Genomic DNA, 22,357 nt, shown 5'->3' with positions numbered 1-22,357 from the left:
TCGCGGGTCGGGGAGGGGCTCAGCGGCCGGCGCCGGCGGTGAGGCCGGCGAGCAGGAAGCGGCGCCCGAGCAGGTAGACGACGAGCAACGGCAGCAGCGACAGCAGCACCGCGGCGGTGATGAGCGGGACGTTCGTGCCGTACTGGCCCTGGAAGTCCCACAGCCCCAGCGTCAGCACCCGCACCGAGGCGTTCTGCGTCAGGACCAGCGGGAACAGGAAGCCGTTCCACGCCTGCAACGCGGTGAAGATGCCGATCGTCGCGAGCCCGGGCCGGGCCAGCGGCAGCACCAGCGAGACCAGCACCCGTCCGGGGCCCGCCCCGTCCAGCACCGCGGCCTCGAACAGCTCGCCCGGGATGTCGCGCAGGCTCGAGGACAGCACGACCACGGCGAGCGGCAGGGCGAACGCCGCCGTCGGCAGGATGATCGCGAGCAGGGTGTCGTAGAGCCGCAGCTGGGTGACCATCAGGTACAGCGGGACGATCACGGCCTGGGCGGGCACGGCGAGCCCGAGCAGCAGGACGGTGAAGCCACGGGCGACCCAGCGGCTGCGGCTGCGGACGATCGCGTACGCCGCGGGCAGGGCCAGGACGAGCACGATCGCGACGCAGGCCGCGGCGACCAGGACGTTGTTGAGGAAGTAGCGCGGGAAGTTCGAGGAGAGCACCTCGAGGTAGTTGTCGGTCGTCAGGCCCGACGGCACCGCGAGCGGACCGTCGGAGAGGTAGTCCGACGACGCCCGGAAGCTGGTGACGAGCAGGAAGTACAGCGGGACGGCGACCACGACGAACCAGACGCCCGCACCGAGGCCGCCCACCAGGTTCGGACGGGTGCGGCGGACCCGGCCGGGCCGCGGCGTGCCGGTGGGCGCGGGGGGTGCGTCCCGCCCGGGGGCGGGACCGGTGGTGGTGGCGGACATCGTGCTCACATCCCCTCCCGTTGGCTGGTCATCCGGCGGTAGCCGGTCACCCGGGCGATCACCAGCGAGAGCGTGGTGCCCAGCACCAGCAGCACGACGGCCAGCGCGCTCGCATAACCCATGTCGAAGCTGCGGAACCCCTCCAGGTACATGTGCAGCGGGAGGATCCGGGTGGCGGTGCCGGGCCCGCCGCCGGTCAGGATCAGCACGACCTCGAACGTCGTCATCGAGCCGACCACGATCAGCACGCCGGAGGTGATGATCGTGTCCCGCAGCTGCGGGACGGTGATCGAGACGAAGGTCCGCAGGCGTCCGGCCCCGTCGATCAGGGCCGCCTCGTAGAGCTGCGCCGGGATCGCCCGGGCCGCGGCCTGGTAGAGCAGGGTGTGGAACGGCATGTACTGCCAGGCGATCACCGCGATCACCGCGGCGAAGGCGTACCGGTTGCTGCCGATGATGTTGCCGTCGTCGATGCCGACCAGCGGGCCGAGCACCGACGCCAGGCCGAAGTTGGGGTCGAACAGGGTGCCCCACAGCACTGCGATGGCGGCGCTGGACATCAGCAGCGGCACGAAGAACAGCGCCGCCAGCACGGCCCGCGACCGGCCGCGGCCGGCGAGCCAGACGCCCAGTGGCAGCGCGACGGCGGTCTGCACCACCCAGGAGACCGCGGTCAGGACGAACGACAGCTGCAGCGACTCGGTGAACAGCGGGTCCGAGCCGAGCCGGACCCAGTTGTCGAGCCCGGTCCACCGCGGCGCGGACAGGCCGTCGTAGGCGGTGAAGCTGAGGACGACGACGGCGAGCATCGGCAGCAGCGCGAAGAGGGCGAAGAAGGCCAGGGCGGGGGCGGCCCAGACGAACCCGGGCCGCCCCGACCCGGTCACCGACGTGGTGCTCATCGGCCTGCGTTGTCCATCGCCTCGGCGAACTGCTGCGGCGTCAGCTCCTTGGTGAAGACCTTGGAGAGGTTGGTCAGCATGGTCTGCGCCTCGGCGGCGGGCAGTGCCTGGTCCCACGACTGCACGAAGGTCGCGGCGTTCCTCGTCTGGTCGTAGGTGTAGGAGTTGAAGTCCGCGAACGGCCCGGTCGAGCCGACCTGCTGCTCGATGCCCGCGAGCGCGGGGACCTGGCCGTTCTCCAGCATGCCCTGCACGTACTGCGGGTCGGTCATCTGCGTGAGCAGGAAGTCCGTCGCCGCCGGGACGTCGGCCGACCGGGCGCTGACCGAGTAGTAGTTCGACGGGTTGCCGATCACGGTGCTGGGGTCGCCGGTGCCGCCCTCGACGGCCGGGAACGGCGCCCAGCCGAGCTTGCCCTGCTCCAGGAAGTCGGGGAAGTTGTCGTTGAGGCTGGTGACCTGCCAGGAGCCCATCAGCTCCATCGCCGCGCGGCCGCTGGTCAGCAGCGCCTGCGAGGCCTGGTTGTCGTAGTCGACGGCGGTGAAGTTGGTGCCGAACGCGCCGCGGTCCACCAGGTCCTGGACCATCGTCATCGCCTGCACCACGGCCGGGTCACGCCAGGCGCCGGGCTTGCCGTCGGCGATGGCCTGGAACTTCTCCGAGCCGCCGACCCGGTCGAGCAGGTACTCCGGGTACATCATCTCGGTCCACGACTGGGCCCCGGCGAGCGCGATCGGCTGCACCCCGGCGGCCTCGAGCCGGTCGACGGTGTCGAGGAAGCCCTGCCAGGTGGTCGGGAACTCGGTGATGCCCGCCTGCGCGAACACGTCCTTGTTGTAGAAGAACGACAGCGGCTGCACGCCCTGCATGGGGATGCCGTAGACCTTGCCGTCGATCGTGCCGGTCTCCAGCACCTGCGGGAGGAAGGCCTGCTTCACCTCCGGCCGGGCGTCGAGCGCGGCGGTCAGGTCGGCGGCCTGCCCCGCGTCGGCGTAGCCCTTCAGGTTGCCCCCGCCCCAGTTGTAGAAGACGTCCGGTCCGTTCGGGGAACCGATGGCGGTCTGCAGGGCGGACTTGTAGGGGTCGTTGAGGTAGGTGGTCAGGTCGATCTGTGGGCCACCGGTGTCGTTGAAGCGGTCCACGGCGGCCTGCTGGACGGAGTTGATCCCCTCGTTCTGCAGGGTCCAGAGGGTGAGTTGACCGGCCCCGCCGCCGGCCCGTGGACCGGCGGTTCCCCCGCAGGCGGCGACGGCGGCGAGACCGGTGGCGAGTGCGGCCGCGAGGACGGTCCGGCGGACGCGTGACCAGGTCGACATGGGCTCTCCCTTGAGCAGTCGATCGAAAGTTTCCGAGACTTGCGAACGCGATGAACGCAAGTTAGAGCGCCTGTACGGGGCCGTCAAGGCGCGATGTCTCGGCGACGATCTTTTGAAACTTTCGATAAGGTGCGGGCGTGAAACGCAGCCGTGTGACGATCGCCGAGGTCGCCGAACAGGCCGGTGTCTCGGTCCCGACCGTCTCGAAGGTCCTCAACGGGCGGGCCGACGTCGCCCGGTCCACCCGCGAGCTGGTGCAGCAGGTCGTCGCCGAGAGCGGCTACCGCCGTCGCGGCGGGGCGTCGCGACGCCGGACCGGGCTGGTCGACGTGGTCGTCGACCGCCTCGACTCGTTCTGGGCGATGGAGGTGCTGCGGGGCGCCGAGGCCGAGGCCCGGCGCACCGACCGGCAGGTCGTGCTCAACACCACCGGCTACGACGACCCCGGCTCGCGGGCCTGGCTCGACCGGATCGCCGGGCGGGGCAGCGACGGTGTCGTGGTGGTCGTCGGCGACCGTGACCCGGAGACCTCCGACCGGCTGGCCGCCCTCGAGGCGCCGGTGGTCCTGCTGGACCCGGTGGGTGACGCCCCGCCCTCGTTCCCCACGGTCGGGGCGACCAACTGGGCCGGCGGGCTGGCCGCGACTGAACACCTGGTGGCGCTGGGGCACCGGCGGATCGGCATCGTCTCCGGGCCGCCACGGCTGAGCTCCAGCCAGCAGCGGGTGGACGGCTACCGGGCGGCACTGCGGCGGGCCGGGATCGAGGCCCACGAGGAGCTCGTGCGCCACGGCGACTTCCTCGTCGGGGGCGGGCGGGCCGGGGCCGCGGCCCTGCTGGACCTGCGCGACCCGCCCACCGCCGTCTTCGCCGGGTCGGACATGCAGGCGGTGGGGGTGTACCAGGAGGCCGACCGGCGTGGCCTGCGGGTGCCGGAGGACCTGTCGGTGGTGGGGTTCGACGACATCACCGTCTGCGAGTACCTGAGCCCCCCTCTCACCACGGTGCGCCAGCCGCTGGCCCGGATGGCGGGGGAGTCCGTGCGGCTGGCCCTGGACGAGCCGCGGGCCGACGTCACCGGGGCCGCGGCCCGCCTGGAGCTGGCCACCGAGCTGGTCGTCCGCGCCAGTACGGCCGCCCCCGGCGGCTGAGCCGCGCCGTCGCGTCACGGCGCGGGGTCGCCGCTGATCCAGGCCCACGGGTCGGCGATCACCGGGGCCAGCGCGGCCCGCCCGGCGCCGCGCAGGGCCGCGTCGGCGCCGAGTACGGACGGGACGACCCGGTCCGCCGGGATGCCGTGCCGGTGCAGCTCGGCGGTCACGGCGGCGGTGAACGCCGGTCCGGCGGCGGCGAACCGGCCGCCCAGCACCACGCGGTCCGGGTCGCTGGGGGCGGCGAACCCGGCGAGGACGCGCCCGAGCAGCCGGCCCGACCGCCGCAGGTCGGGCGGGGTCCCGGGGCGGGTCTCGACGGTCAGGCAGCCGCGCCGGCCGCACGGGCAGGGGGCGCCGCCGGGGCGGGCGGTGAGGTGGCCGAACCGGGTCGCGGCGCGGCCCGGGGCGCGCCCGTCGCGCACCAGGGCCACGCCGATCTCGCTGCGTCCGCCGACGTGCACCGTGGTCGTCCCCGGCGGCCCGGTGTCCGGTTCGGCCTCGGCGGCCAGTGCCGTGGCGCAGCGGACCTCCAGCGCGATCCCGCCCGCCCCGAGCTGCTCGGCCTGCGCCGCGAGCAGCGCGCCGATCGCGGCCGCGTCCCAGCCCAGTGCCGGGGAGGTCACCGCCGTCGCGGTGGCGGAGCCGGACACCACACCGGGCACCGCCAGCACGATCCCGGCTGCGGGCCGGTCCCCGGCGGCCGCGGCGAGCAGGAGCTCACGCAGGACCGGTGCGAGGTCCCGTGCGGCCCGCTGCGGCGGGGTCCCGGCGATCCCGGCCCGGTGCCATCGGCCGGCCCCGGCCCGGCCGGACAGGTCGACCAGGCAGCCGCCGACGCCGTCCTCCTCGATCTGCAGGGCGATGCCCACCGGTCCGGCCGGGTCGGGGACCAGGCGGCGGCCGGGGCGTCCCGAGGTGCTGCCCGGGCCGGCCCCGATGTCGCGGACGAGGCCGCCGGCGAGCAGCTCCGCGGTGAGCCCGGAGACCGTCGACCGGGTCAGCCCGGTCGCCGCGGCGATGCCCGCGCGGCTGATCGCGGACCCGTGGACGATCTCGCTCAGCACGAGTCCGAGGTGGTGTCGCCGCAGGTCACCGGCGGCGATCCGGCTGCTCGCGTCCATGCGTGCTCCGGTGTTAATTCGTACGGAAGACGAACAAAGTCTAGGCGTGCGGCCGCTCGTGGGCCAGGGTCGGAGGGCCGGCAGCGGAGCCGGTTCCCAGCGAGAGGACGACGATCATGGCCGAGGTCGCCTACCGGGCCGCGTCCCGCGTCTACCCGGGGCCACCCCCGGTGCGCGCGGTCGACCGGCTCGACCTGGACATCGCCGACGGGGAGTTCCTGGTGCTCGTCGGCCCGTCCGGGTCCGGCAAGTCGACGGCGCTGCGGATGCTCGCCGGGCTGGAGGACGTCGACGAGGGCGGCATCGAGATCGGGGGCCGCGAGGTGTCCGGCGTCGCGCCCAAGGAACGCGACATCGCGATGGTGTTCCAGAACTACGCGCTCTATCCGCACATGACCGTCGCGGAGAACATGGGCTTCGCCCTGCGCCTGCAGAAGGTCGGGAAGGGCGAGCTCACCCGGCGGGTCCGTGCCGCCGCCGAGCTGCTCGACCTCACGCCCTACCTCGACCGCAGGCCGAAGGTGCTCTCCGGCGGCCAGCGCCAGCGCGTCGCGATGGGCCGCGCCATCGTCCGCGAGCCCGCGGTGTTCCTCATGGACGAGCCGCTGTCCAACCTGGACGCCAAGCTGCGGGTCGAGACCCGCGCGCACATCGCCGCCCTGCAGCAGCGGCTCGGCACCACGACCGTCTACGTCACCCACGACCAGGTCGAGGCCATGACGATGGGGCACCGCGTCGCGGTGCTGCGCGACGGCCTGCTGGAGCAGTGCGCCGCGCCCCGCGAGCTCTACGACCGCCCCGCCACCGCCTTCGTCGCCGGGTTCATCGGCTCGCCCGCGATGAACCTGCGCACCGCCGTGCTCACCCCCGGTGGCGCCGACCTGGCCGGGGCCGCCGTCGCACTGCCGCGCGACGTGCTGGCCGACGCGGCGGGGGCCGGGCTGTCGGAGGTCCTGCTCGGGGTCCGCCCGGAGGGACTGCGCCCGGCCGACGACGGTGAGCCCGCCCTCGAGCTCACCGTCGAGCTCGCCGAGGAGCTGGGTTCGGACACCTTCGTGCACGGACGGGTCGGTGCCGACGCGCAGCGGTTCGTCGTGCGGCTCGACGGCGGCGCGGGACCGTCCGTCGGCTCCCGGCTCCGGGTCACGGCCCGCGAGGGCCGCACGGTGCACGCCTTCGACCCGGCGAGCGGCCGGCGGCTCGGCGGATGACGACGCGCCTGTCCGGTCGGATCGTGCTCGGTGCCGCCACCGCGGCTTACCAGATCGAGGGGGCGGTGGCCGAGGGCGGCCGTACCCGCAGCATCTGGGACACCTTCGCCCACACCCCCGGCCGCACCGCCGGCGGCGAGACCGGTGACGTCGCGGCCGACCACTACCACCGGGTCCACGAGGACGTGGCGCTCATGCGCGAGCTGGGCCTGCAGTCCTACCGCTTCTCGGTCAGCTGGAACCGGGTGACCCCGCAGGTCGGCCCGGACGGTCTCGGACCGGTGTCGGCCCAGGGCCTCGCGTTCTACTCGGAGCTGGTCGACGCGTTGCGGGCCGCGGGGATCGCGCCGGTGCTCACGCTCTACCACTGGGACCTGCCCCAGGCCCTGGAGGACGCCGGTGGCTGGGCGGCACGGGCGACGGCGTACCGGTTCGCCGAGTACGCGGCCGTCGTCGCCGCCGCGCTGGGCGACCGGGTGGAGCTGTACACGACGCTCAACGAGCCGTGGTGCAGCGCCTTCCTCGGTTACGCGGCCGGGGTGCACGCGCCCGGTCGTACCGAGCCCGCCGCGGCGCTGGCCGCGGTGCACCACCTCAACCTCGCCCACGGGCTCGCCACCACGGCGATCCGGGAGCTGCTCCCCGGCGCCCGGATCGCCGTCAGCCTCAACCTGGCCTGGGTGCTGCCGCAGACCGGCTCCGACGCCGACCGCGACGCGGCCCGCCGGGTCGACGGTCTGCAGAACCGGCTGTTCACCGGGCCGCTGCTCGACGGCGGCTACCCGGCCGACGTCCTCGCCGACACGGCCGGGGTCACCGACTGGTCGTTCGTCCTGCCCGGCGACGAGCGGCTGGTGCACGCCCCGCCGGACGTGCTGGGGGTCAACTACTACACGCCGACCGTCGTGCGGCACTGGACGCGCGAGCGCCCGAAGGAGACCGCCGACGGGCACGGTGACGGTGCCGCCACCCCGTGGGTCGCCTGCGACGACGTCGAGTTCCCGCGGCCCACCGGTCCGCTCACCGACATGGGCTGGGGGGTCGACGCCCGGGGCCTGGGCGCGCTGCTGCGCCGGCTCGCCGCCGAGCATCCCGGCCTGGACCTGGTGGTCACCGAGAACGGCGCCGCCTATCCCGACGTCCCCGCCGCCGACGGTGCGGTGCACGACCACGACCGCGTCGCCTACCTGCACGACCACCTCGCCGAGACCGCCAGGGCCGCGGCCGACGGCCTGCCGGTCCGCGGCTACTACGTCTGGTCGCTGCTCGACAACTTCGAGTGGGCCCGCGGCTACGCGATGCGCTTCGGCATCGTCGCGGTGGACCCGGTGACCCTGGCCCGCACCCCCAAGCTCAGCGCCCGGTTCTACGCCGGCGTCCTGTCCACCGGCTCGCTGCCGGACCGTCCCGTACCCCCGACCTCGTCCCAGGAGTCCCGCCCCATGTCCGTTCCCGCCCCCACCCCCGCCGACCGGTTCTCCTTCGGGCTGTGGACCGTCGGCTGGACCGCGGCCGACCCGTTCGGCTCGCCCACCCGCCCCGAGCTCGACGTCGTCGAGGCCGTCGAGGAGCTCGCCGAGCGCGGCGCGTGGGGACTCACCTTCCACGACGACGACCTGTTCGGCTTCGCGCCGGACCCGGCCCACCGGGACCGGCAGATCGCCCGCCTGCGCACGGCCTGCGAGGCGACCGGCATGACCGTCCCGATGATCACGACGAACCTGTTCTCGCACCCGGTGTTCAAGGACGGCGGGTTCACCTCCAACGACCGGACCGTGCGGCGCCTCGCGCTGCGCAAGGTGCTGCACAACGTCGAGCTGGCCGCGGAGCTCGGGGCCCGCACGTTCGTCCTGTGGGGTGGACGGGAGGGCTCGGAGTACGACTCCGCCAAGGACGTCCGCGCCGCCCTGGACCGCTACCGCGAGGCCATGGACCTGCTCTGCGGGCACGTCCTGGAGCAGGGGTACGACATCCGGTTCGCGATCGAGCCCAAGCCCAACGAGCCCCGCGGGGACATCCTGCTGCCCACCGTCGGGCACGCGCTGGCCTTCGTCGAGCGCCTCGCCCACCCCGAGCTCGTCGGCGTCAACCCCGAGGTCGGGCACGAGCAGATGGCCGGGCTGAACATGACCCACGGCGTCGCCCAGGCGCTGTGGGCCGGGAAGCTGTTCCACATCGACCTGAACGGACAGCGCGGCATCAAGTACGACCAGGACCTGGTGTTCGGCCACGGTGATCTGCTGAACGCGTTCTCGCTGGTCGACCTGCTCGAGTCCGCGGGCTACGACGGGCCGCGGCACTTCGACTACAAGCCCTCGCGCACCGAGGACCGGCGCGGGGTGTGGGACAGCGCCGCGGCGAACATGCGCACCTACCTGCTGCTGCGCGAGCGGGCGGCCGCGTTCCGGGCCGACCCCGAGGTCGTCGCCGCGCTCGCCGAGGCCGGGGTGCCCGCACTGTCCGAGCCGACGCTGGGGGCCGGGGAGACCGTGGCCGACCTGCTGGCCGACCCGGCGCTGGACGCCGCCGACCCGGACGCGCTGGGCCGTCGCGGCTACGGCTTCGTCCGGCTCCACCAGCTCGCGTGCGAGCACCTCACCGGGGCACGCTGACCCCGTGCACGACCGATCTCCCCGCCCGCAGGCCCCACCCGCGCGTCCACCGGCGGTGCGCCGGCACAACCTCGGCCTGCTGCTGGGGGCGCTGCGGGCGGCGCCGTCGTCGCGGGCGTCGCTCGCCGCGGCGACCGGGCTGACCCGCGGCACCGTCGCGGGGCTGCTGGACCCGCTGGTCGCCGCGGGTGTGCTCGCGGAGGGGGAGCCGGACCGCAGCGGGGTCGGGCGGCCCGGGACGCCGCTGGCGTTCGCCGGTACCGGGCCCGTCGTACTGGCCGTGTCGGTCGAGGTCGACGGCGTCGACGCGCTGGTCACCGGTCTGGACGGGCAGGTGGTGCACCGGTCGCGCCGGCGCCGCGACCACCGCGGCCTCGACCCGGATGCGGTGTTCGGGCGGGCCGCGCGGACCGCGGCGAACCTGGCCGCGCGCACCGGCCGCACGGTCGCCGGGGCCGGGATCGCCGTCCCCGGACCGGTGCGCGGCTCGGACGACGCGGCGGTGCTGCTGCGGGCCCCGAACCTGCCCCGGCTCGACGGCTGCCGCCCCGCCGAGCACGCCGGTGCGCTCGGTGAGGTGCCGCTGCTCGTCGGCAACGAGGCCTCGCTCGGGGCGCTCGCGCACCTGGGGCAGGCCGACGACTTCGTCTACGTCTCCGCCGACGTGGGGATCGGTGGCGGGATCGTCGTCGACGGGCGGGTGCTGCCCGGTGCCCGCGGCGTCGCCGGGGAGATCGGGCACGTCGTGATCGAGCGCGACGGGCGGCGCTGCGGCTGCGGCGGCACCGGCTGCGTCGAGGTCTACGCGGGCCTGCCCGCCCTGCTCGGCGACGCGGGCGCCGCCGACGTCGCGGCGCTGCGGACCGCCGCCCGCGCGGGGGACCCGGCCGCGACGGGGGCGCTGGCCCGGGCCGGCGCCGCGCTCGGGACGGCGCTGACGTCGGTGCTCCACGTCGTCGACGTCGGCACCGTCGTCCTCGGTGGCAGCTACGCCGAGCTGGGCAGCTGGCTGGTCCCCGCGGTGCACGCGGAGCTGGTGCGCCGCGGGGTCGCGACCGGGCCGGACGTCGCCGTGCTCGTGTCCCCGCACGGCCGGGCGGCCACCGTCACCGGGACCGCCCGCGCCGTCGCCGACCGGGTGCTGGGCGAGCCGGACCTGCTGCTCGCCGGCTGAGCCCGCCTCAGGCCAGCACCCAGGTGTCCTTCGCCCCGCCGCCGCGCGAGGAGTTCACGATCATCCCGCCCGGCGGGGCGACCCGCGACAGCGCCGCGGGCAGCACGTCGACCTCGGGCACCCCGCCGGCGCCGTGGGACTGCACCGCGAAGACCCGCAGGTCGACGGCCTGGGGCCGGAGGGCGCCGTCGGTGAAGGTGGGATGGGTGGAGATCCCGACGAGGTCCTGGGCGACCCAGCCGGCCGGGGTGTCCCGGATCGCCGCGGCCACCCGGTCCAGCTCGGCGCGCCCGGCGTGCGGGCCGATCACGATCCCGGCGCCGCCGTAGCCGTCGACGGGCTTGAGCACCAGCCGGTCGAGCCGGTCCAGGACCTGCTCACGGGCGAGCGGGTCGACGCAGGGCAGCGTCGGCACCGAGGCCAGCACCGGCTTCTCGCCGAGGTAGTAGCGGATCATCTCCGGCACGTAGGCGTAGACGAGCTTGTCGTCGGCGACGCCGTTGCCGGGCGCGTTGCGCAGCGCGACCCGCCCGCGGGCCATCGCCGCCCACAGCGCGCGGCCGAGCGGCCGGTGGTCGGCGCCGCGGGCGGTCGCGAGCTCGTTCTCGTCCATCCGACGGTAGAGGGTGGTGATCCGGCGCCGCCGCCCGCCGCCGACGAGGAACAGCGCGCCGTCGGTGACCTGCAACCGGGCCGGGGTCACCAGCGGGACGTCCATCGCCTCGGCGAGCAGCCGGTGCTCGAAGAACGCCGGGTCCACCTCGCCCGCGGTCAGCAGCGCGGCCTCCCCGTCGGGTCCGTCGGGGTCGCCGGCCGCGAGCGCCGCCCGCAGCCGGTCCGGCACGTCGTCGAGGTGGCGCACCTCCGAGGGCGACTCCAGGTCGGGCAGCACGCTGCGGATCAGGCGCCGGCTCATCATCGAGAAGCCGATGCCCGAGGGGACACGCAGGTTGTCCTCCAGCACGACCCAGCCGTCGGCGTCGTCGCGGACCAGGTCGATGCCGCCCACGGCGATCCGCACCGCCTCCGGCGGCACCAGCGCGCCGGCGCGGGTGCGGCCGGGCGCCTGCTCGACCACCGACGCCGGGACGACCCGGTCGCGCACGATCTCGCGGCGGCCGTAGACGTCGCGGACGAAGCACTCCAGCGCCCGGATCCGCTGCTCCAGCCCGGAGGCCAGGTGCGCCCAGTCCTGCGACTCGATGATCCGCGGCACCAGGTCCAGCGGGAACAGCCGCTCGCCGTCGTCGCCGGGCTCGATGCCGGGCACCGGGAAGGTGACCCCGCGGGCGCGCTGCTCGGTGCGCAGGGCGTTCTCCGCCGCGGCAAGCCCGCGCGGGCCGAGCCGCTCCAGCGACCGGAACAGCCAGCCGTAGCCGGGCCGGACGGCGCCGGACGCGTCGACGGCCTCGTCGTAGCGGGGTGGGACGTAGCCGTGCAGCAGCTCCGGCGCGGACGGCACGGTCTCCGCGGGAGCGGACGGCGGCCGCTCGCCGTACGTGCGGGCCAGCAGGTCGTCGACGACGTCGGTCAGCGACCCGCGACGCCCGAACGCGCGCCGCTGCGCCGCCGCGCCCGACCCGCGGGCCAGGACGCCCTCGGCCAGCTCGGCGACCTGCTCGTGGTCGCCGACCTCCTCCAGCCACGGCCGCAGCTCCTCGACCAGCGCGCGCAGCTGCACCGACGGGGAGCTCAGCGTCGGGGGACCGCCGGGGGCCCGGCCGATCTCGACGAGGTCGCCCTCCAGCCCGGACCGCGCGGCCCGCCACCCGGCCGCACGCAGCAGCTCGTGCCGGGCGCGGGGCAGCGGCCTGCCCGCTTCGGTGTCGGCGCGGGCACGGGCGACCAGGGCGCGGAACAGCCCCGCCACCAGCACGACGTCGTCGACGTCGGGGCAGGCGTCGCACAGCCGCAGCTCGACGGTCGGCAGGTGCGCGCTGGGGCGGACGTCGAAGTAGAGCATCCCGGCGTCGCTGATCGTCCCGGACGCGATGAGCTCGTCGATCATCGTGTCGTACTCGGCGGCGGTGGTGACGTCGCCGGGCGGCCCGGCGGTGGGCCAGCGCTGCCAGATCATGCTGCGGTAGCTGGCGTAACCGGTGTCGTGGCCGCGCCAGTACGGCGAGCTGGCGGTGATGGCGAGCAGGGTCGGCAGGGCGGGGGAGACCCGGCGCGAGACCTGCACGGCGGTGTCGCGGTCGGGGACGTCGACGTGCACCTGCACCCCGCAGATGTGCTGCTCGCGCACCAGCATCTGGTACTCGTGCTGCATCCGCTCGTACCGTGCTCCGGCGGAGATGTCGTCGCCGGACAGGTCCACCAGCGGCACCGTCCCGGCCGCGACCACACCCAGCCCCAGCGGTTCGGCCGCCTCGCGCAGCCGGGTACGCAGGCGTCGCACGTGGGTGCGCAGCTCGTCCAGCGACGGCGTCGCGGGCGAGTTGGTCTCGACCAGCGACCGTTGCAGCTCGGGGAAGAACTCCGCCCCGTCCAGGTGCTCCAGCAACCGTTCCGCGTCGGGCGCGGCCCGGCGGTCGGCCAGGCCGACCACGTGGAACTCCTCCTCGACCCCCACCAGCGGCACGTTCCCCACGGCCGGTGACGCTAGGTGTCCGCTGTTACGTCCGTGTGTCCCACGGCGATCTCGCCCGACGCCACTCCGTCCGCTGGTCCGTACGGCGGTATCCGAACGTCTGTCCGGACCAGTTCCCACCTGCTGTTCTCGCTAGCGTGTCCGGATCCGCCGACCCCACGGAGCCGCCCATGACCGCCGGTCGCCGCGCGCGGGCCCTGGTCGCGCTCGTCCAGGTGCTCGGGCTCGCCGTGTGGTTCTCCGCGTCCGCGGTACTGCCCGAGCTGCGCGCCGAGTGGGACCTGTCCGCGGCGGCCGGGGTGTGGCTGACGACGTCGGTGCAGCTCGGCTTCGCGGCCGGCGCGGTCGTCTCGGCGGTCCTGACCCTCGCCGACCGGGTCCCGCCGCAGCGGCTGCTCGCGGGCGGTGCGGCCGCGGCGGCGTCCTGCACGCTGCTGCTCGCCGCCGTCGTCGACGGTCCGGTGGCCGCGCTGGTGCTGCGGACCCTGACCGGGGTGTGCCTCGCGCTCGTCTACCCGGTCGGCATGAAGATCATGACCTCCTGGTCGGACCGGTCGCGCCGGGCCCGCGACCTCGGGGTGCTGGTCGGGGCGCTGACCGTCGGGTCGGCGCTGCCGCACCTGATCGGCGGGCTGCCGGGGCTGCCGTGGCGCGGGGTGCTCGCCGGCGCCGCGCTGTGCGGTGTCGTGGCCGCCGCGCTGGCCCGCTGGTGCCTGCGCCCCGGCCCGGCGCTCGCCCCGGCCCCGCCCCCGGACACCGGCTACGCGCTCCGGCTCCTCCGCGAACCCGGACCGCGGCTGGTCGTGCTCGGCTACCTCGGGCACATGTGGGAGCTGTACGCGCTGTGGACCTGGCTGGGCGCCGCACTCGCCGGCGGGGACCCCGGCCCGTCGGAGCACTTGCTGGTGTTCGTGGCGGCGGGGCTGGGCGGCGCCGCCGGCTGCGTGCTGGGCGGCCGCGCCGCGGACCGCTACGGCCGCGTCCCGGTGATCGCGACGTCGTTGCTGGTCAGCGGGGTCTGCTGTGCGGTCTCCCCGGTTGTGCTCGGCGCCGCGCCCCTGCTGGTGGGCGCGTTCTGCGTGCTGTGGGGCGCGGCCGCCGTCGCCGACTCCGCGGTCCTGACGACGGCGACGATCGAGGTCGCCGACCCCCGCTACACCGGCACCGCCCTGACCGTGCAGACCGCACTGGGCTTCCTGCTCACCGTCGCCGGGATCGCGACGGTCCCGGTGGTCGCGGCGGCGGTCGGATGGCAGACGGCGCTCGTCGTGCTCGTCGTCGGGCCGGCGCTGGGCCTGCCCGCGGTGCTCGCACTGCGTCGGTACCTGCCCACCGCGCTCCCGGCCCCGTCCCCCTCGGCCCCGTTCCTCTCGGCCGCCCCCGCGGACGCTCCGACCGTCGAGCTCCCCTGGATCGCGATGGACGACCGTCCGACGGCGCCGCTGTCCCGCGTCGTGGACGGGCCGCCGACCGTGGAGCTGTACCGCCTGCGCCGGGCGGCGGGACCGGACCCCTCCGGCTTCGCCGACCGCCTCGCACAGGTGCTGTCCGACCGGTCCCGGACCGCAGCCGCACCGACCGCAGCCGCACCGACCGCAGCCCCGCCGACCGCAGGATCGTCGAACCTCGCCACGCCGGCAGCCGCCCCACCCGGCGCCGGCACCGCCGCGGCTGCGCGGCGGCGGGCTCGACCGGGCGGATGACCTCGCCGCGTCGCGTGGCCGGTCGTCGCGGCCGACCACCGCCGACGGACCACCGCGGCCGCCGACAGGGGATCCGGGGAAGTCGCTTACCGGGTGAGCGAATTCGCGGAGGGAACCCTCGTCACGCGGCGTCGGGGGAGTTCGCCGAGTGGAGTACTCGCCACCCGGCACCTGCAACGCCGGCTCATGACGATCTGCTCCGCGGCTCGCGGCCGGCGGGGGGCGACAGGTCCTCTGTCCACGAGTTCGCTTACCCGGTAAGCGAATTCGCAGAGGGAGCCCGCAGAACCGGCGCGCCGGAGGGGCCGGCAGCCTGGGCGATCCGCAGCAGGTCCGCGTGCTGTGCCGCCGCCTCGTCGGGCGACAGGGGATCGCCGTGCCCCGGGACGAACACCCGTGTCCCGGTGGCGGCGGGTGCTGCGCCGACCTCGAGCAGCAGCCCCACGGCGGTCGCCCAGTCGCGGCGGTAGGAGTCCGGCCCGAACGACGGCGGTGCCCCGTTCTCCAGCAGGTCCCCGGCGAAGAGCACGCCCGCGTCCGGGACGTGCACCACCAGGTCGTGTCCGGTGTGCCCGGGGCCGGGGTGCACGAGCTGCACGACGCGTCCGCCCAGGTCGAGCGGGTGCACGGAGGCCGGGCGGGCGCAGACCGGGTGGTCGGGGAGGACCGGGACGGTGGCGGCGAGCGCATCGGCCGTCGCGGCGGCGGAGCTGCCGGATGCCCCGGAGCTGCCGGTGTTCCCGGCGTCGCGGTAGTGCCGGGTCCAGTGGGCACGCTGGGCGGCGGCCGTCGCCAGGAGCGCGCCCGCGCAGCCGGCCTGGGCGTACACCGGGGCGCCCGGGAACGCGGCGGTGCCGAAGCAGTGGTCGAAGTGGGCGTGGGTGAGGGCCACGACGACGGGCAGGGCGGTCACCGCGCGCACCGCGGCGGCGAGCTCGGCGCCCTGGGCGGTGTCGCCGCGGGTGTCGATGACCAGGGCGGCGGACGTGCCGAGCACGAGTCCGGTGGTCAGGTCGAGCTCGTCGTGGCGGCGGGCGAGTACCCCGTCGGCGAGCTCGAGCCAGCGCCCGGCCGACCGCTGCCCGGCCGACCGCTGCCCGTCCATCCGGTGATCCTCGCGCTCAGACCGCGATCGCGGTGGACCGGCCCAGGGCGTCGGTTCCCGGGCCGAGCAGCTCCGCGGTCCCGCGGGCCACGCGCTCCGCGGTCCAGGCGCAGGCCAGCGCGTCGAGGACGTCGTCGAGCCGGGCGGCGGTGGGCAGGTCACCGAGCGACGCGGCGGAGGGGACCCACTCCGACAGCGCCGCGACCCGCTGGCCCGCCCCGCGCGCGGTCTTCTTCGACGCGAACGCACGCGACGGTGCCATGGTGCGGAACGTCAGCTCCGGGTGCGCCTCGACCACCGACGACGGCAGCCGCACCTGCTGGAACTCGCGGATCTTCCCGACGATGTACCAGGTCTGCAGGCTGATCTTCTTCCCCGTGACGGCCTGGGCGGCGGCGCAGGCCTCGTCGTAGGAGCCCGCGTCGAGCACCGGGGCGGGCGGGGTCGGGAACAGCGAGGACCGCGCCCCGCCCAGTCGCGCCGACGCGAGGACCTCGGCCTCACGGCGCTGCGCACCGGCCGGGACCGACAGCGGGATGTCGACCCCGACGGCGTCGCACCCGGCCGTCGCGGCGAGCACCGACGCCGCGTCGGGGACCACCGTCCACGTCACCTCACGTGTCCGTCCGCTGCCGGAGAGCACGCACACCACCCAGCCACCCGGGACCCCGTCCACGCCGCTGATCCGCATGGGGGAGGATCGTGCCCCGTGCGCGTCTACCTGGGCAGTGACCACGCCGGTTTCGAGGTCAAGGGCAAGCTCGTCGAGTACCTGACCGAGCAGGGGATCGAGGCGATCGACGTCGGGGCACCGACCTACGACGCCCTCGACGACTACCCCGCCTGGTGCATCGAGACCGCGCGGCGCGTGGTCGAGGACCCGGAGTCCCTCGGCATCGTGCTGGGCGGATCCGGCAACGGCGAGCAGATCGCCGCCAACAAGGTGCAGGGCATCCGCGCCGCGCTGGCGTGGAACGAGGCCACCGCGAAGCTCGCCCGCGAGCACAACGACGCCCAGGTCATCGGTGTCGGCGCGCGGCAGCACAGCTTCGACGAGGTCGTCGCGATCGTCGATGCCTTCCTGGCCACCCCGTTCTCCGGCGACGCGCGCCACCAGCGGCGCATCGACCAGGTCCTCGACTACGAGCGGACCGGCGAGATCGAGCTCCCCGCGTCCTGACCCGGAGCCGGGATGCCCGAGGGACACACGCTGCACCGGCTGGCGCGGCTGCACCGGAAGCTGTTCGTGCGCCGGCCGGTCGGCGTGTCCAGCCCGCAGGGCCGTTTCGAAGCCTCTGCGGCGCTGCTCGACGGCGAGGTGATGACCGGGGCCGAGGCCCACGGCAAGCACCTGTTCCACCGCTACGGCCGCGACCGCGTCGTGCACGTCCACCTCGGGCTGTACGGCACGTTCGTCGAACAGCCGCTGCCCGCACCGGAACCGGTCGGGCAGCTGCGGATGCGCCTGGTCGGGCAGACCCACTACGCCGACCTGCGCGGCCCGACCGCCTGTGAGCTCCTCACCTCGGCCGAGGCCCGCGCCCTGCGGGCCCGGCTGGGTGCGGACCCGCTGCGCCCCGACGCCGACCCGGACACGGTCTGGGCCCGCATCTCGGCCTCGCGCAGCCCGCTCGCGACGCTGCTGATGGACCAGAAGGTGCTCGCCGGCGTCGGGAACGTCTACCGCGCCGAGGTGCTGTTCCGGCACGGCCTGGACCCGCAGCTCCCGGGCCGGTCGCTGGACCGGGAGACGTGGGACGCGATGTGGGCCGACCTCGTCGCGCTCATGCGCGACGGCGTGCGGACCGGCCGTATCGACACCGTGCGTCCCGAGCACGACCCACGCCGGCGCGGTCGGGCCGGACGGAAGGACCGGCACGGCGGCGAGGTCTACGTCTACCGCCGCACCGGGATGGAGTGCCTCGTCTGCGGGACGCCGGTACGGCACGCCGAGCACCAGAACCGCAACCTGTTCTGGTGCCCGGCCTGCCAACCGTCGCGGGTCTAGGGTCGGCCCCGTGGAGCAGAAGCCGATCGAGTGCTGGATGACCGACATGGACGGTGTCCTCGTCCGCGAGGGCAGCATCGTCCCGGGTGCGGACACGCTGCTGTCGCGGCTGCGGGACAAGGGCGTGCCGTTCCTGGTCCTGACCAACAACAGCATCCACACCCCCCGCGACCTGCGCTACCGGTTGCAGGCCACCGGCCTCGACGTGCCGGAGGAGTCGATCTGGACCTCGGCGCTCGCCACCGCCGCGTTCCTCGGCGAGCAGCGCCCGCAGGGCAGCGCCTACGTGATCGGCGAGGCCGGGCTGACCACCGCGCTGCACGACATCGGCTACGTCATCACCGATCGCAACCCCGACTACGTCGTGCTCGGCGAGACCCGCACCTACAGCTTCTCCTCGATCGCGACCGCGATGCGTCTGGTCGAGCAGGGCTCCCGGTTCGTCGCCACCAACCCCGACGCGACCGGACCGTCCCCGGAGGGCATCCTCCCCGCGACCGGCTCGGTCGCCGCGATGATCTCCAAGGCGACCGGGGTCGACCCGTACTTCGTCGGCAAGCCGAACCCGCTGATGATGCGGGCCGCGCTCAACCGGCTCGGCGCGCACTCGGAGTCCACGGTCATGATCGGCGACCGGATGGACACCGACATCCTCGCCGGGCTGGAGGCCGGGATGCGCACGGTCCTGGTGCTCTCGGGCATCACCAAGGAGCACGAGATCGACCGGTTCCCGTTCCGCCCGACGCGGGTCGTCTCCTCGGTCGCGGACCTGATCGACGACGTCTGACCCGCCCCGGACCTGCGGGGTTGCGAACTACACCGATGTGGTTCACCCTCGAACGCATGTACGGAGAACTGGTGTCCTGGCAGCGGTGCGCCGGCTGCGGCGCGGAGGCCGAGCTCCCCGGTGACGAGACGGCGGGCGTCGCCGTCCCGTGCCCGGACTGCCCCGGCTCGATGACCGAGGAGTTCAGCTGGGACGCGGTCGCGGCCTGAGCGGTCCGCTCAGACCTTGAACCCCAGTGCGCTGGGCTCGCCCCGGCGCAGCGCCGCGACGTGCTCGACGACCGTGGTCAGCGAGTGCAGGTCGTGGCCGTTGCGCATGGCCGAGACCAGCGCGCGCTCGGCGGCCTCGATGCCCTCGGCGGTGTCGACGACCTCGGCGAGCCGGTCCGGCGCGGCGATCAGCAGGCCGTCGTCGTCGCCGCACACCAGGTCGCCCGGGCTCACGACGAGCCCGCCGAACGACACCATCTCGTCGACGGTGCCCGGGTCGCTCGTGCTGCCCGAGGCCGGGCAGGTCCCGCGGGCGAACACCGGCAGCCCGATCCCGCGCAGCCCGCGGACGTCGCGGACCAGCCCGTCGACGACGATCCCGGCCAGCCCGCGCCGCTTCGCCTCGGTCGCGAACAGCTCACCGGACACGGCGCGGTGACCACCCGCCCCGGCGACCACGAGCACCGAGCCGGGGCGGGCCGCGGACAGCGCGGCGAACATCGGCAGGTGGTCGTCCACACAGGACACCGTCACCGCGGGCCCGGCCATCGACACGTCCGGCACCAGGGCCCGGATCGCGGGGTCCACCACGGGAAGCGACTTGTCGGCGTCGCAGATGGAGGACACCTGCAGCTCGCGCAGACGGTCCAGGAGGTCGGTCATGGACGTCATCCTGTCGCACCGTCCGCCGTTGCGCGCCGTCGAGCGTCCGCGGCGCGCGCGGCGATCTCCGAGCGGCGCACCTTCCCGGCGTCGTCGCGCAGCGGGTGGTCGACGACGTCGATGCTCCGTGGCTGTTTCGCCCTGCTCAGGCGCCCGTCGAGGAACTCGCGAAGATCGTTCTCGATGCCCGGTTCGGCCTGCACGACGGCGTGCACGACGTGCCCGTAGTCGGCGTCCGGCAACCCGACGACGACGGCGTCCCGCACCCCGGGGTGCGCGGTCAGCGCCGCCTCGACCTCCGCCGGGTACACGTTCGCGCCGCCGACGAGGATCATGTCCGCGCGTCGGTCGGCCAGGTAGAGGTAGCCGTCGGCGTCCAGCGAGCCCATGTCGCCGAGTGACTCCCAGCCGTCGCGCTCGCGGGCGGAGGCGCCCAGGTAGTGGTACGTCGGCGCCCCGCCCGACCGCATCCAGATCTCACCGGTGACACCGGGGCCGAGCTCGCGGCCGTCGTCGTCGCGGACGGTGATCTCGCCGCGGGTGACCCGCCCGACCGACCCCGGGTGGGCCAGCCAGTCGTGGCCGTCGATCGCGGTGCCGGCCTGCGACTCGGTGCCGGAGTAGATCTCGAACACCGTCTCCGCGCCGACCCGGTCGATCCAACCGCGCTTGACCTCCGGCGGGCAGGGCGCGCCGACGTGCAGCACGGTCCGCAGGGTCGCGGTGTCGCAGGCGGCCCAGTCGGCGTCGGGCAGGCGCAGCATCCGGCTCATCATGGTCGGCACCGCGTAGAGCCAGGTGACGCCGTACGCGGGGATCATCGCGAGCGCGCGGGCGGCGTCGAACCGGCCCATGAGCACGACGTGGTGGCCCTGGAGCAACGCCATCAGCGTGAACATGAAGGGCGCGTTGTGGTGCAGCGGCGCGGTGCAGCCGAAGACGCCGTCGCGGTCGATGCGCAGCCCGTCGGCGCGGGCCAGGACCTGTTCGACGCAGGCGGCCTGACCGGCGACGATCACCTTCGGGGTACCGGTCGACCCGCCCGAGGTGGGGGCCTTCCAGCTGGGCCCGACGACGTCGGGGAGCGGGCCGTCGTCGTAGGAGCCGGCGTCGACCGGGGTGTCGACGACGAGTGCCGGCGCGGCGACGGCGAGCACCGCGTCGCGCTCGACGGCGGGCAGCCGGGCCGACAGCGGCTGGGGCACCGCGCCGACCTTCCACGCCGCGACCGAGCTCTCGAGGTGCGCGGCGGTGTTCGGCAGCGCGATCGACACCAGGTCCCCGCGCCGCACCCCGCGGTCGGCGAACGCCCTGGCCAGACGGTTGGTGCGGGCGTCGAACTCCGCGCGGGTGCGCACCACACCGGGGCCGTCCGCGGTGTCCTCGGTGACCAGCGGGCGGTCCGGGTCGGCGGCGACGAGCGCCCGCAGCCGGGCGGCGAGCGCGGTCGCGCCGGCGGGCACCTCGGGCTCGGGGAAGCGGGGCTCGCGGAGTCGTGCGGTCATGCGGTCCTCCCGGTGGTACCGGCGACGGCGGCGTCGAGACGCTCGTCGTCGGGGACCGGTCCGCGGGCCAGCACGTACCGGGCCGCCAGCAGCGAGACGAGCACGATCACCAGCGAGTACCCCACGACGGGCACGATCGACCCGGTCGCGGCCAGCAGCGACTGCCCGACGAGCGGGGCGGTGCCGCCGAACAGCGTGCCCGCCAGCGCGTAGGACAAGGAGATCGCGGTGTAGCGCATCCGCGCGGGGAACGCCTCGGCCAGCATCCCGGCGAGGATCGCGTAGTACATCGTGTGCGGCAGCGTCGCGAGCGCCATGCCGAGCGCGGCCAGCCCGAAGCTGCCGGTGGAGATCAGCCAGAACATCACCGGGAACAGCGGCAGCTCGATCAGCAGCAGCGCGGTGACGACCTTCCGCGGGTTCCACCAGGTCGCCATGAACGCCCCGAGCGGCTGGGTGAAGAACTGCACGGTCGAGCTGATCAGCACGACGTTGAGGAACACCTGGCGGTCGAAGCCGAGGTCGTTGACCGCCCAGGACAGCGCGAACGTGTTCTTGAAGTACGCGGCCGCCGCCACCAGTGCGCACGCGCCCACCGAGACGACCACCAGCATCGTCCGCTCGCGCAGCAGCTCCGCGAGCGGGAACCGCGCCGTCGTGCCGCGCGACCGCATCGCGACCAGCGCCGGGCTCTCCTCGATCCGCAGCCGGATCACCAGCCCGACGACGACCAGCGCCGCCGACACGAGGAACGGCACGCGCCAGCCCCAGGACAGGAAGGCGTCCTCCGGCAGCATCGCGACGAGCGCGAACGAGCCGGTGGCGAGCATCTGCCCTGCCGGGCTGCCCTGCTGGGCGAAGGCGCCGTAGAGGATCCGGCGGTTCTTCGACGCGTGCTCCGAGGCGATCAGCACCGCGCCGCCCCACTCCCCGCCGACGGCGAGCCCCTGCACGAGCCGGGCCACGACCAGCAGCACGGGGGCGAGGACGCCGATGTCGTCGTAGACGGGCAGCAGCCCGATCGCGAGCGTCGAGACGCCCATCAGCAGCAGCGTCGCGACCAGCGCGGTCTTGCGGCCGAGCCGGTCACCGAGGTGGCCGAAGACGATCCCGCCGATCGGCCGGGCGAGGAACCCGACCCAGAACGTGGCGAACGAGGCCAGCACGCCTGCGGCGGGGGAGGCGTTCGGGAAGAACAGCGGCCCCAGCACCAGCGCGGCGGCGGTGCCGTAGATGTAGAAGTCGTACCACTCGATGGTGGTGCCGACGAACGAGGCGATCCCCGCCTTGCGGCGCATCGACGGTGTGCTCGTGCTCAACCCGGTGCCCCCTTGCACTCGTCGTGGAGCGACGGTCGCGACCACGCCGTCGTGAC

General features: G+C 74.7%; 19 protein-coding genes and 1 pseudogene. 10 read left to right on the top strand and 10 right to left on the bottom strand.

Going from position 1 to position 22,357, the window contains the following annotated elements; translation table 11 throughout:
* Positions 1–19: 19 nt before the first annotated feature.
* From ND486_RS09345 to ND486_RS09335, 3 genes are read right to left on the bottom strand one after another with little or no spacing between them, the layout of a single operon-like run.
* Positions 20–919 (bottom strand): carbohydrate ABC transporter permease, encoded by a 900-nt coding sequence (locus ND486_RS09345; protein WP_285898526.1) that lies wholly within the window; start codon positions 917–919, stop codon positions 20–22.
* Between the two features lie 5 nt (positions 920–924).
* Positions 925–1,821 carry a carbohydrate ABC transporter permease gene (locus ND486_RS09340; RefSeq protein WP_251783865.1) on the bottom strand — a complete coding sequence of 299 codons (897 nt, stop codon included), beginning with the start codon at positions 1,819–1,821 and terminating at the stop codon, positions 925–927.
* Positions 1,818–3,137: an extracellular solute-binding protein gene (locus ND486_RS09335; protein WP_251783863.1), complete on the bottom strand. Its 1,320-nt coding sequence runs from the start codon at positions 3,135–3,137 to the stop codon at positions 1,818–1,820. Before ND486_RS09335 ends, ND486_RS09340 begins: the two co-directional genes overlap by 4 nt.
* 137 nt (positions 3,138–3,274) lie before the next feature.
* On the opposite strand from ND486_RS09335, the gene ND486_RS09330 reads away from it, so the two are divergent.
* Positions 3,275–4,288, top strand: a complete 1,014-nt coding sequence (locus ND486_RS09330; protein WP_251783862.1) for a substrate-binding domain-containing protein — start codon at positions 3,275–3,277, stop codon at positions 4,286–4,288.
* A 14-nt stretch (positions 4,289–4,302) separates the two neighbouring features.
* Here ND486_RS09330 and ND486_RS09325 read toward each other — a convergent pair whose 3' ends face one another.
* The gene (locus ND486_RS09325) at positions 4,303–5,412 is read right to left on the bottom strand and encodes an ROK family transcriptional regulator (protein WP_251783860.1); all 1,110 of its coding nucleotides are present in this window, start codon (positions 5,410–5,412) and stop codon (positions 4,303–4,305) included.
* A 116-nt stretch (positions 5,413–5,528) separates the two neighbouring features.
* On the opposite strand from ND486_RS09325, the gene ND486_RS09320 reads away from it, so the two are divergent.
* From ND486_RS09320 to ND486_RS09305, 4 genes and pseudogenes are all read left to right on the top strand, one after another.
* Complete coding sequence (locus ND486_RS09320; RefSeq protein WP_251783859.1) at positions 5,529–6,623, top strand: ABC transporter ATP-binding protein; 1,095 nt, start codon at positions 5,529–5,531, stop codon at positions 6,621–6,623.
* Positions 6,620–7,996 (top strand): annotated as a pseudogene (locus ND486_RS09315) (GH1 family beta-glucosidase); the annotation flags it as partial. The gene ND486_RS09320 and the pseudogene ND486_RS09315, both read left to right, overlap by 4 nt.
* A gap of 69 nt (positions 7,997–8,065) precedes the next feature.
* Positions 8,066–9,235 carry a xylose isomerase gene (gene xylA, locus ND486_RS09310; protein ID WP_251784420.1) on the top strand — a complete coding sequence of 390 codons (1,170 nt, stop codon included), beginning with the start codon at positions 8,066–8,068 and terminating at the stop codon, positions 9,233–9,235.
* A gap of 4 nt (positions 9,236–9,239) precedes the next feature.
* The gene (locus ND486_RS09305) at positions 9,240–10,409 is read left to right on the top strand and encodes an ROK family protein (protein WP_251783857.1); all 1,170 of its coding nucleotides are present in this window, start codon (positions 9,240–9,242) and stop codon (positions 10,407–10,409) included.
* Between the two features lie 7 nt (positions 10,410–10,416).
* Here the strand turns inward: ND486_RS09305 and ND486_RS09300 are convergent, their stop codons facing one another.
* Positions 10,417–13,002, bottom strand: a complete 2,586-nt coding sequence (locus ND486_RS09300; RefSeq protein ID WP_251783855.1) for a carboxylate--amine ligase/circularly permuted type 2 ATP-grasp protein — start codon at positions 13,000–13,002, stop codon at positions 10,417–10,419.
* 170 nt (positions 13,003–13,172) lie between these two features.
* On the opposite strand from ND486_RS09300, the gene ND486_RS09295 reads away from it, so the two are divergent.
* Entirely contained in the window at positions 13,173–14,705 is a 1,533-nt protein-coding gene (locus tag ND486_RS09295) for an MFS transporter (RefSeq protein ID WP_251783853.1), read from the top strand.
* Between the two features lie 250 nt (positions 14,706–14,955).
* Here ND486_RS09295 and ND486_RS09290 read toward each other — a convergent pair whose 3' ends face one another.
* A complete protein-coding gene (locus tag ND486_RS09290) occupies positions 14,956–15,810 on the bottom strand; it encodes an MBL fold metallo-hydrolase (protein ID WP_251783850.1) in 855 nt (284 codons plus the stop codon).
* Positions 15,811–15,826: 16 nt separating this feature from the next.
* A complete protein-coding gene (locus ND486_RS09285; protein ID WP_251783848.1) occupies positions 15,827–16,501 on the bottom strand; it encodes a DUF429 domain-containing protein in 675 nt (224 codons plus the stop codon).
* A gap of 18 nt (positions 16,502–16,519) precedes the next feature.
* Here ND486_RS09285 and ND486_RS09280 point away from each other — a divergent pair, with 18 nt between their 5' ends.
* The 4 genes from ND486_RS09280 to ND486_RS09265 are packed head-to-tail and all read left to right on the top strand — an operon-like array spanning position 16,520 to position 18,814.
* Complete coding sequence (locus ND486_RS09280) at positions 16,520–16,990, top strand: ribose-5-phosphate isomerase (protein WP_251783846.1); 471 nt, start codon at positions 16,520–16,522, stop codon at positions 16,988–16,990.
* A 12-nt stretch (positions 16,991–17,002) separates the two neighbouring features.
* Positions 17,003–17,818, top strand: a complete 816-nt coding sequence (locus tag ND486_RS09275) for an Fpg/Nei family DNA glycosylase (RefSeq protein WP_251783844.1) — start codon at positions 17,003–17,005, stop codon at positions 17,816–17,818.
* A 46-nt stretch (positions 17,819–17,864) separates the two neighbouring features.
* Positions 17,865–18,605, top strand: coding sequence for an HAD-IIA family hydrolase (locus tag ND486_RS09270; RefSeq protein WP_208826864.1), 741 nt, complete (start codon positions 17,865–17,867; stop codon positions 18,603–18,605).
* Between the two features lie 56 nt (positions 18,606–18,661).
* The gene (locus tag ND486_RS09265; RefSeq protein ID WP_168172127.1) at positions 18,662–18,814 is read left to right on the top strand and encodes a hypothetical protein; all 153 of its coding nucleotides are present in this window, start codon (positions 18,662–18,664) and stop codon (positions 18,812–18,814) included.
* Positions 18,815–18,823: 9 nt separating this feature from the next.
* Here the strand turns inward: ND486_RS09265 and ND486_RS09260 are convergent, their stop codons facing one another.
* Genes ND486_RS09260 through ND486_RS09250 form a run of 3 tightly spaced genes read right to left on the bottom strand, consistent with a single transcriptional unit; the run spans position 18,824 to position 22,301 of the window.
* The gene (locus ND486_RS09260; protein WP_226350288.1) at positions 18,824–19,477 is read right to left on the bottom strand and encodes an RraA family protein; all 654 of its coding nucleotides are present in this window, start codon (positions 19,475–19,477) and stop codon (positions 18,824–18,826) included.
* A gap of 5 nt (positions 19,478–19,482) precedes the next feature.
* Positions 19,483–20,982 (bottom strand): AMP-binding protein, encoded by a 1,500-nt coding sequence (locus ND486_RS09255; RefSeq protein WP_251783841.1) that lies wholly within the window; start codon positions 20,980–20,982, stop codon positions 19,483–19,485.
* Positions 20,979–22,301, bottom strand: coding sequence for an MFS transporter (locus ND486_RS09250; protein WP_251783839.1), 1,323 nt, complete (start codon positions 22,299–22,301; stop codon positions 20,979–20,981). The genes ND486_RS09255 and ND486_RS09250 overlap by 4 nt, the downstream gene beginning before the upstream one ends.
* Between the last annotated feature and the right edge of the window lie 56 nt (positions 22,302–22,357).

The sequence above is a fragment of the Pseudonocardia sp. DR1-2 genome, from assembly GCF_023717215.1.
Classification (GTDB): Bacteria; Actinomycetota; Actinomycetes; order Mycobacteriales; family Pseudonocardiaceae; genus Pseudonocardia; species Pseudonocardia alni.
Note: the sequence above shows the minus strand (reverse complement) of the source record. Positions and strands in the feature narration are given on the sequence as shown.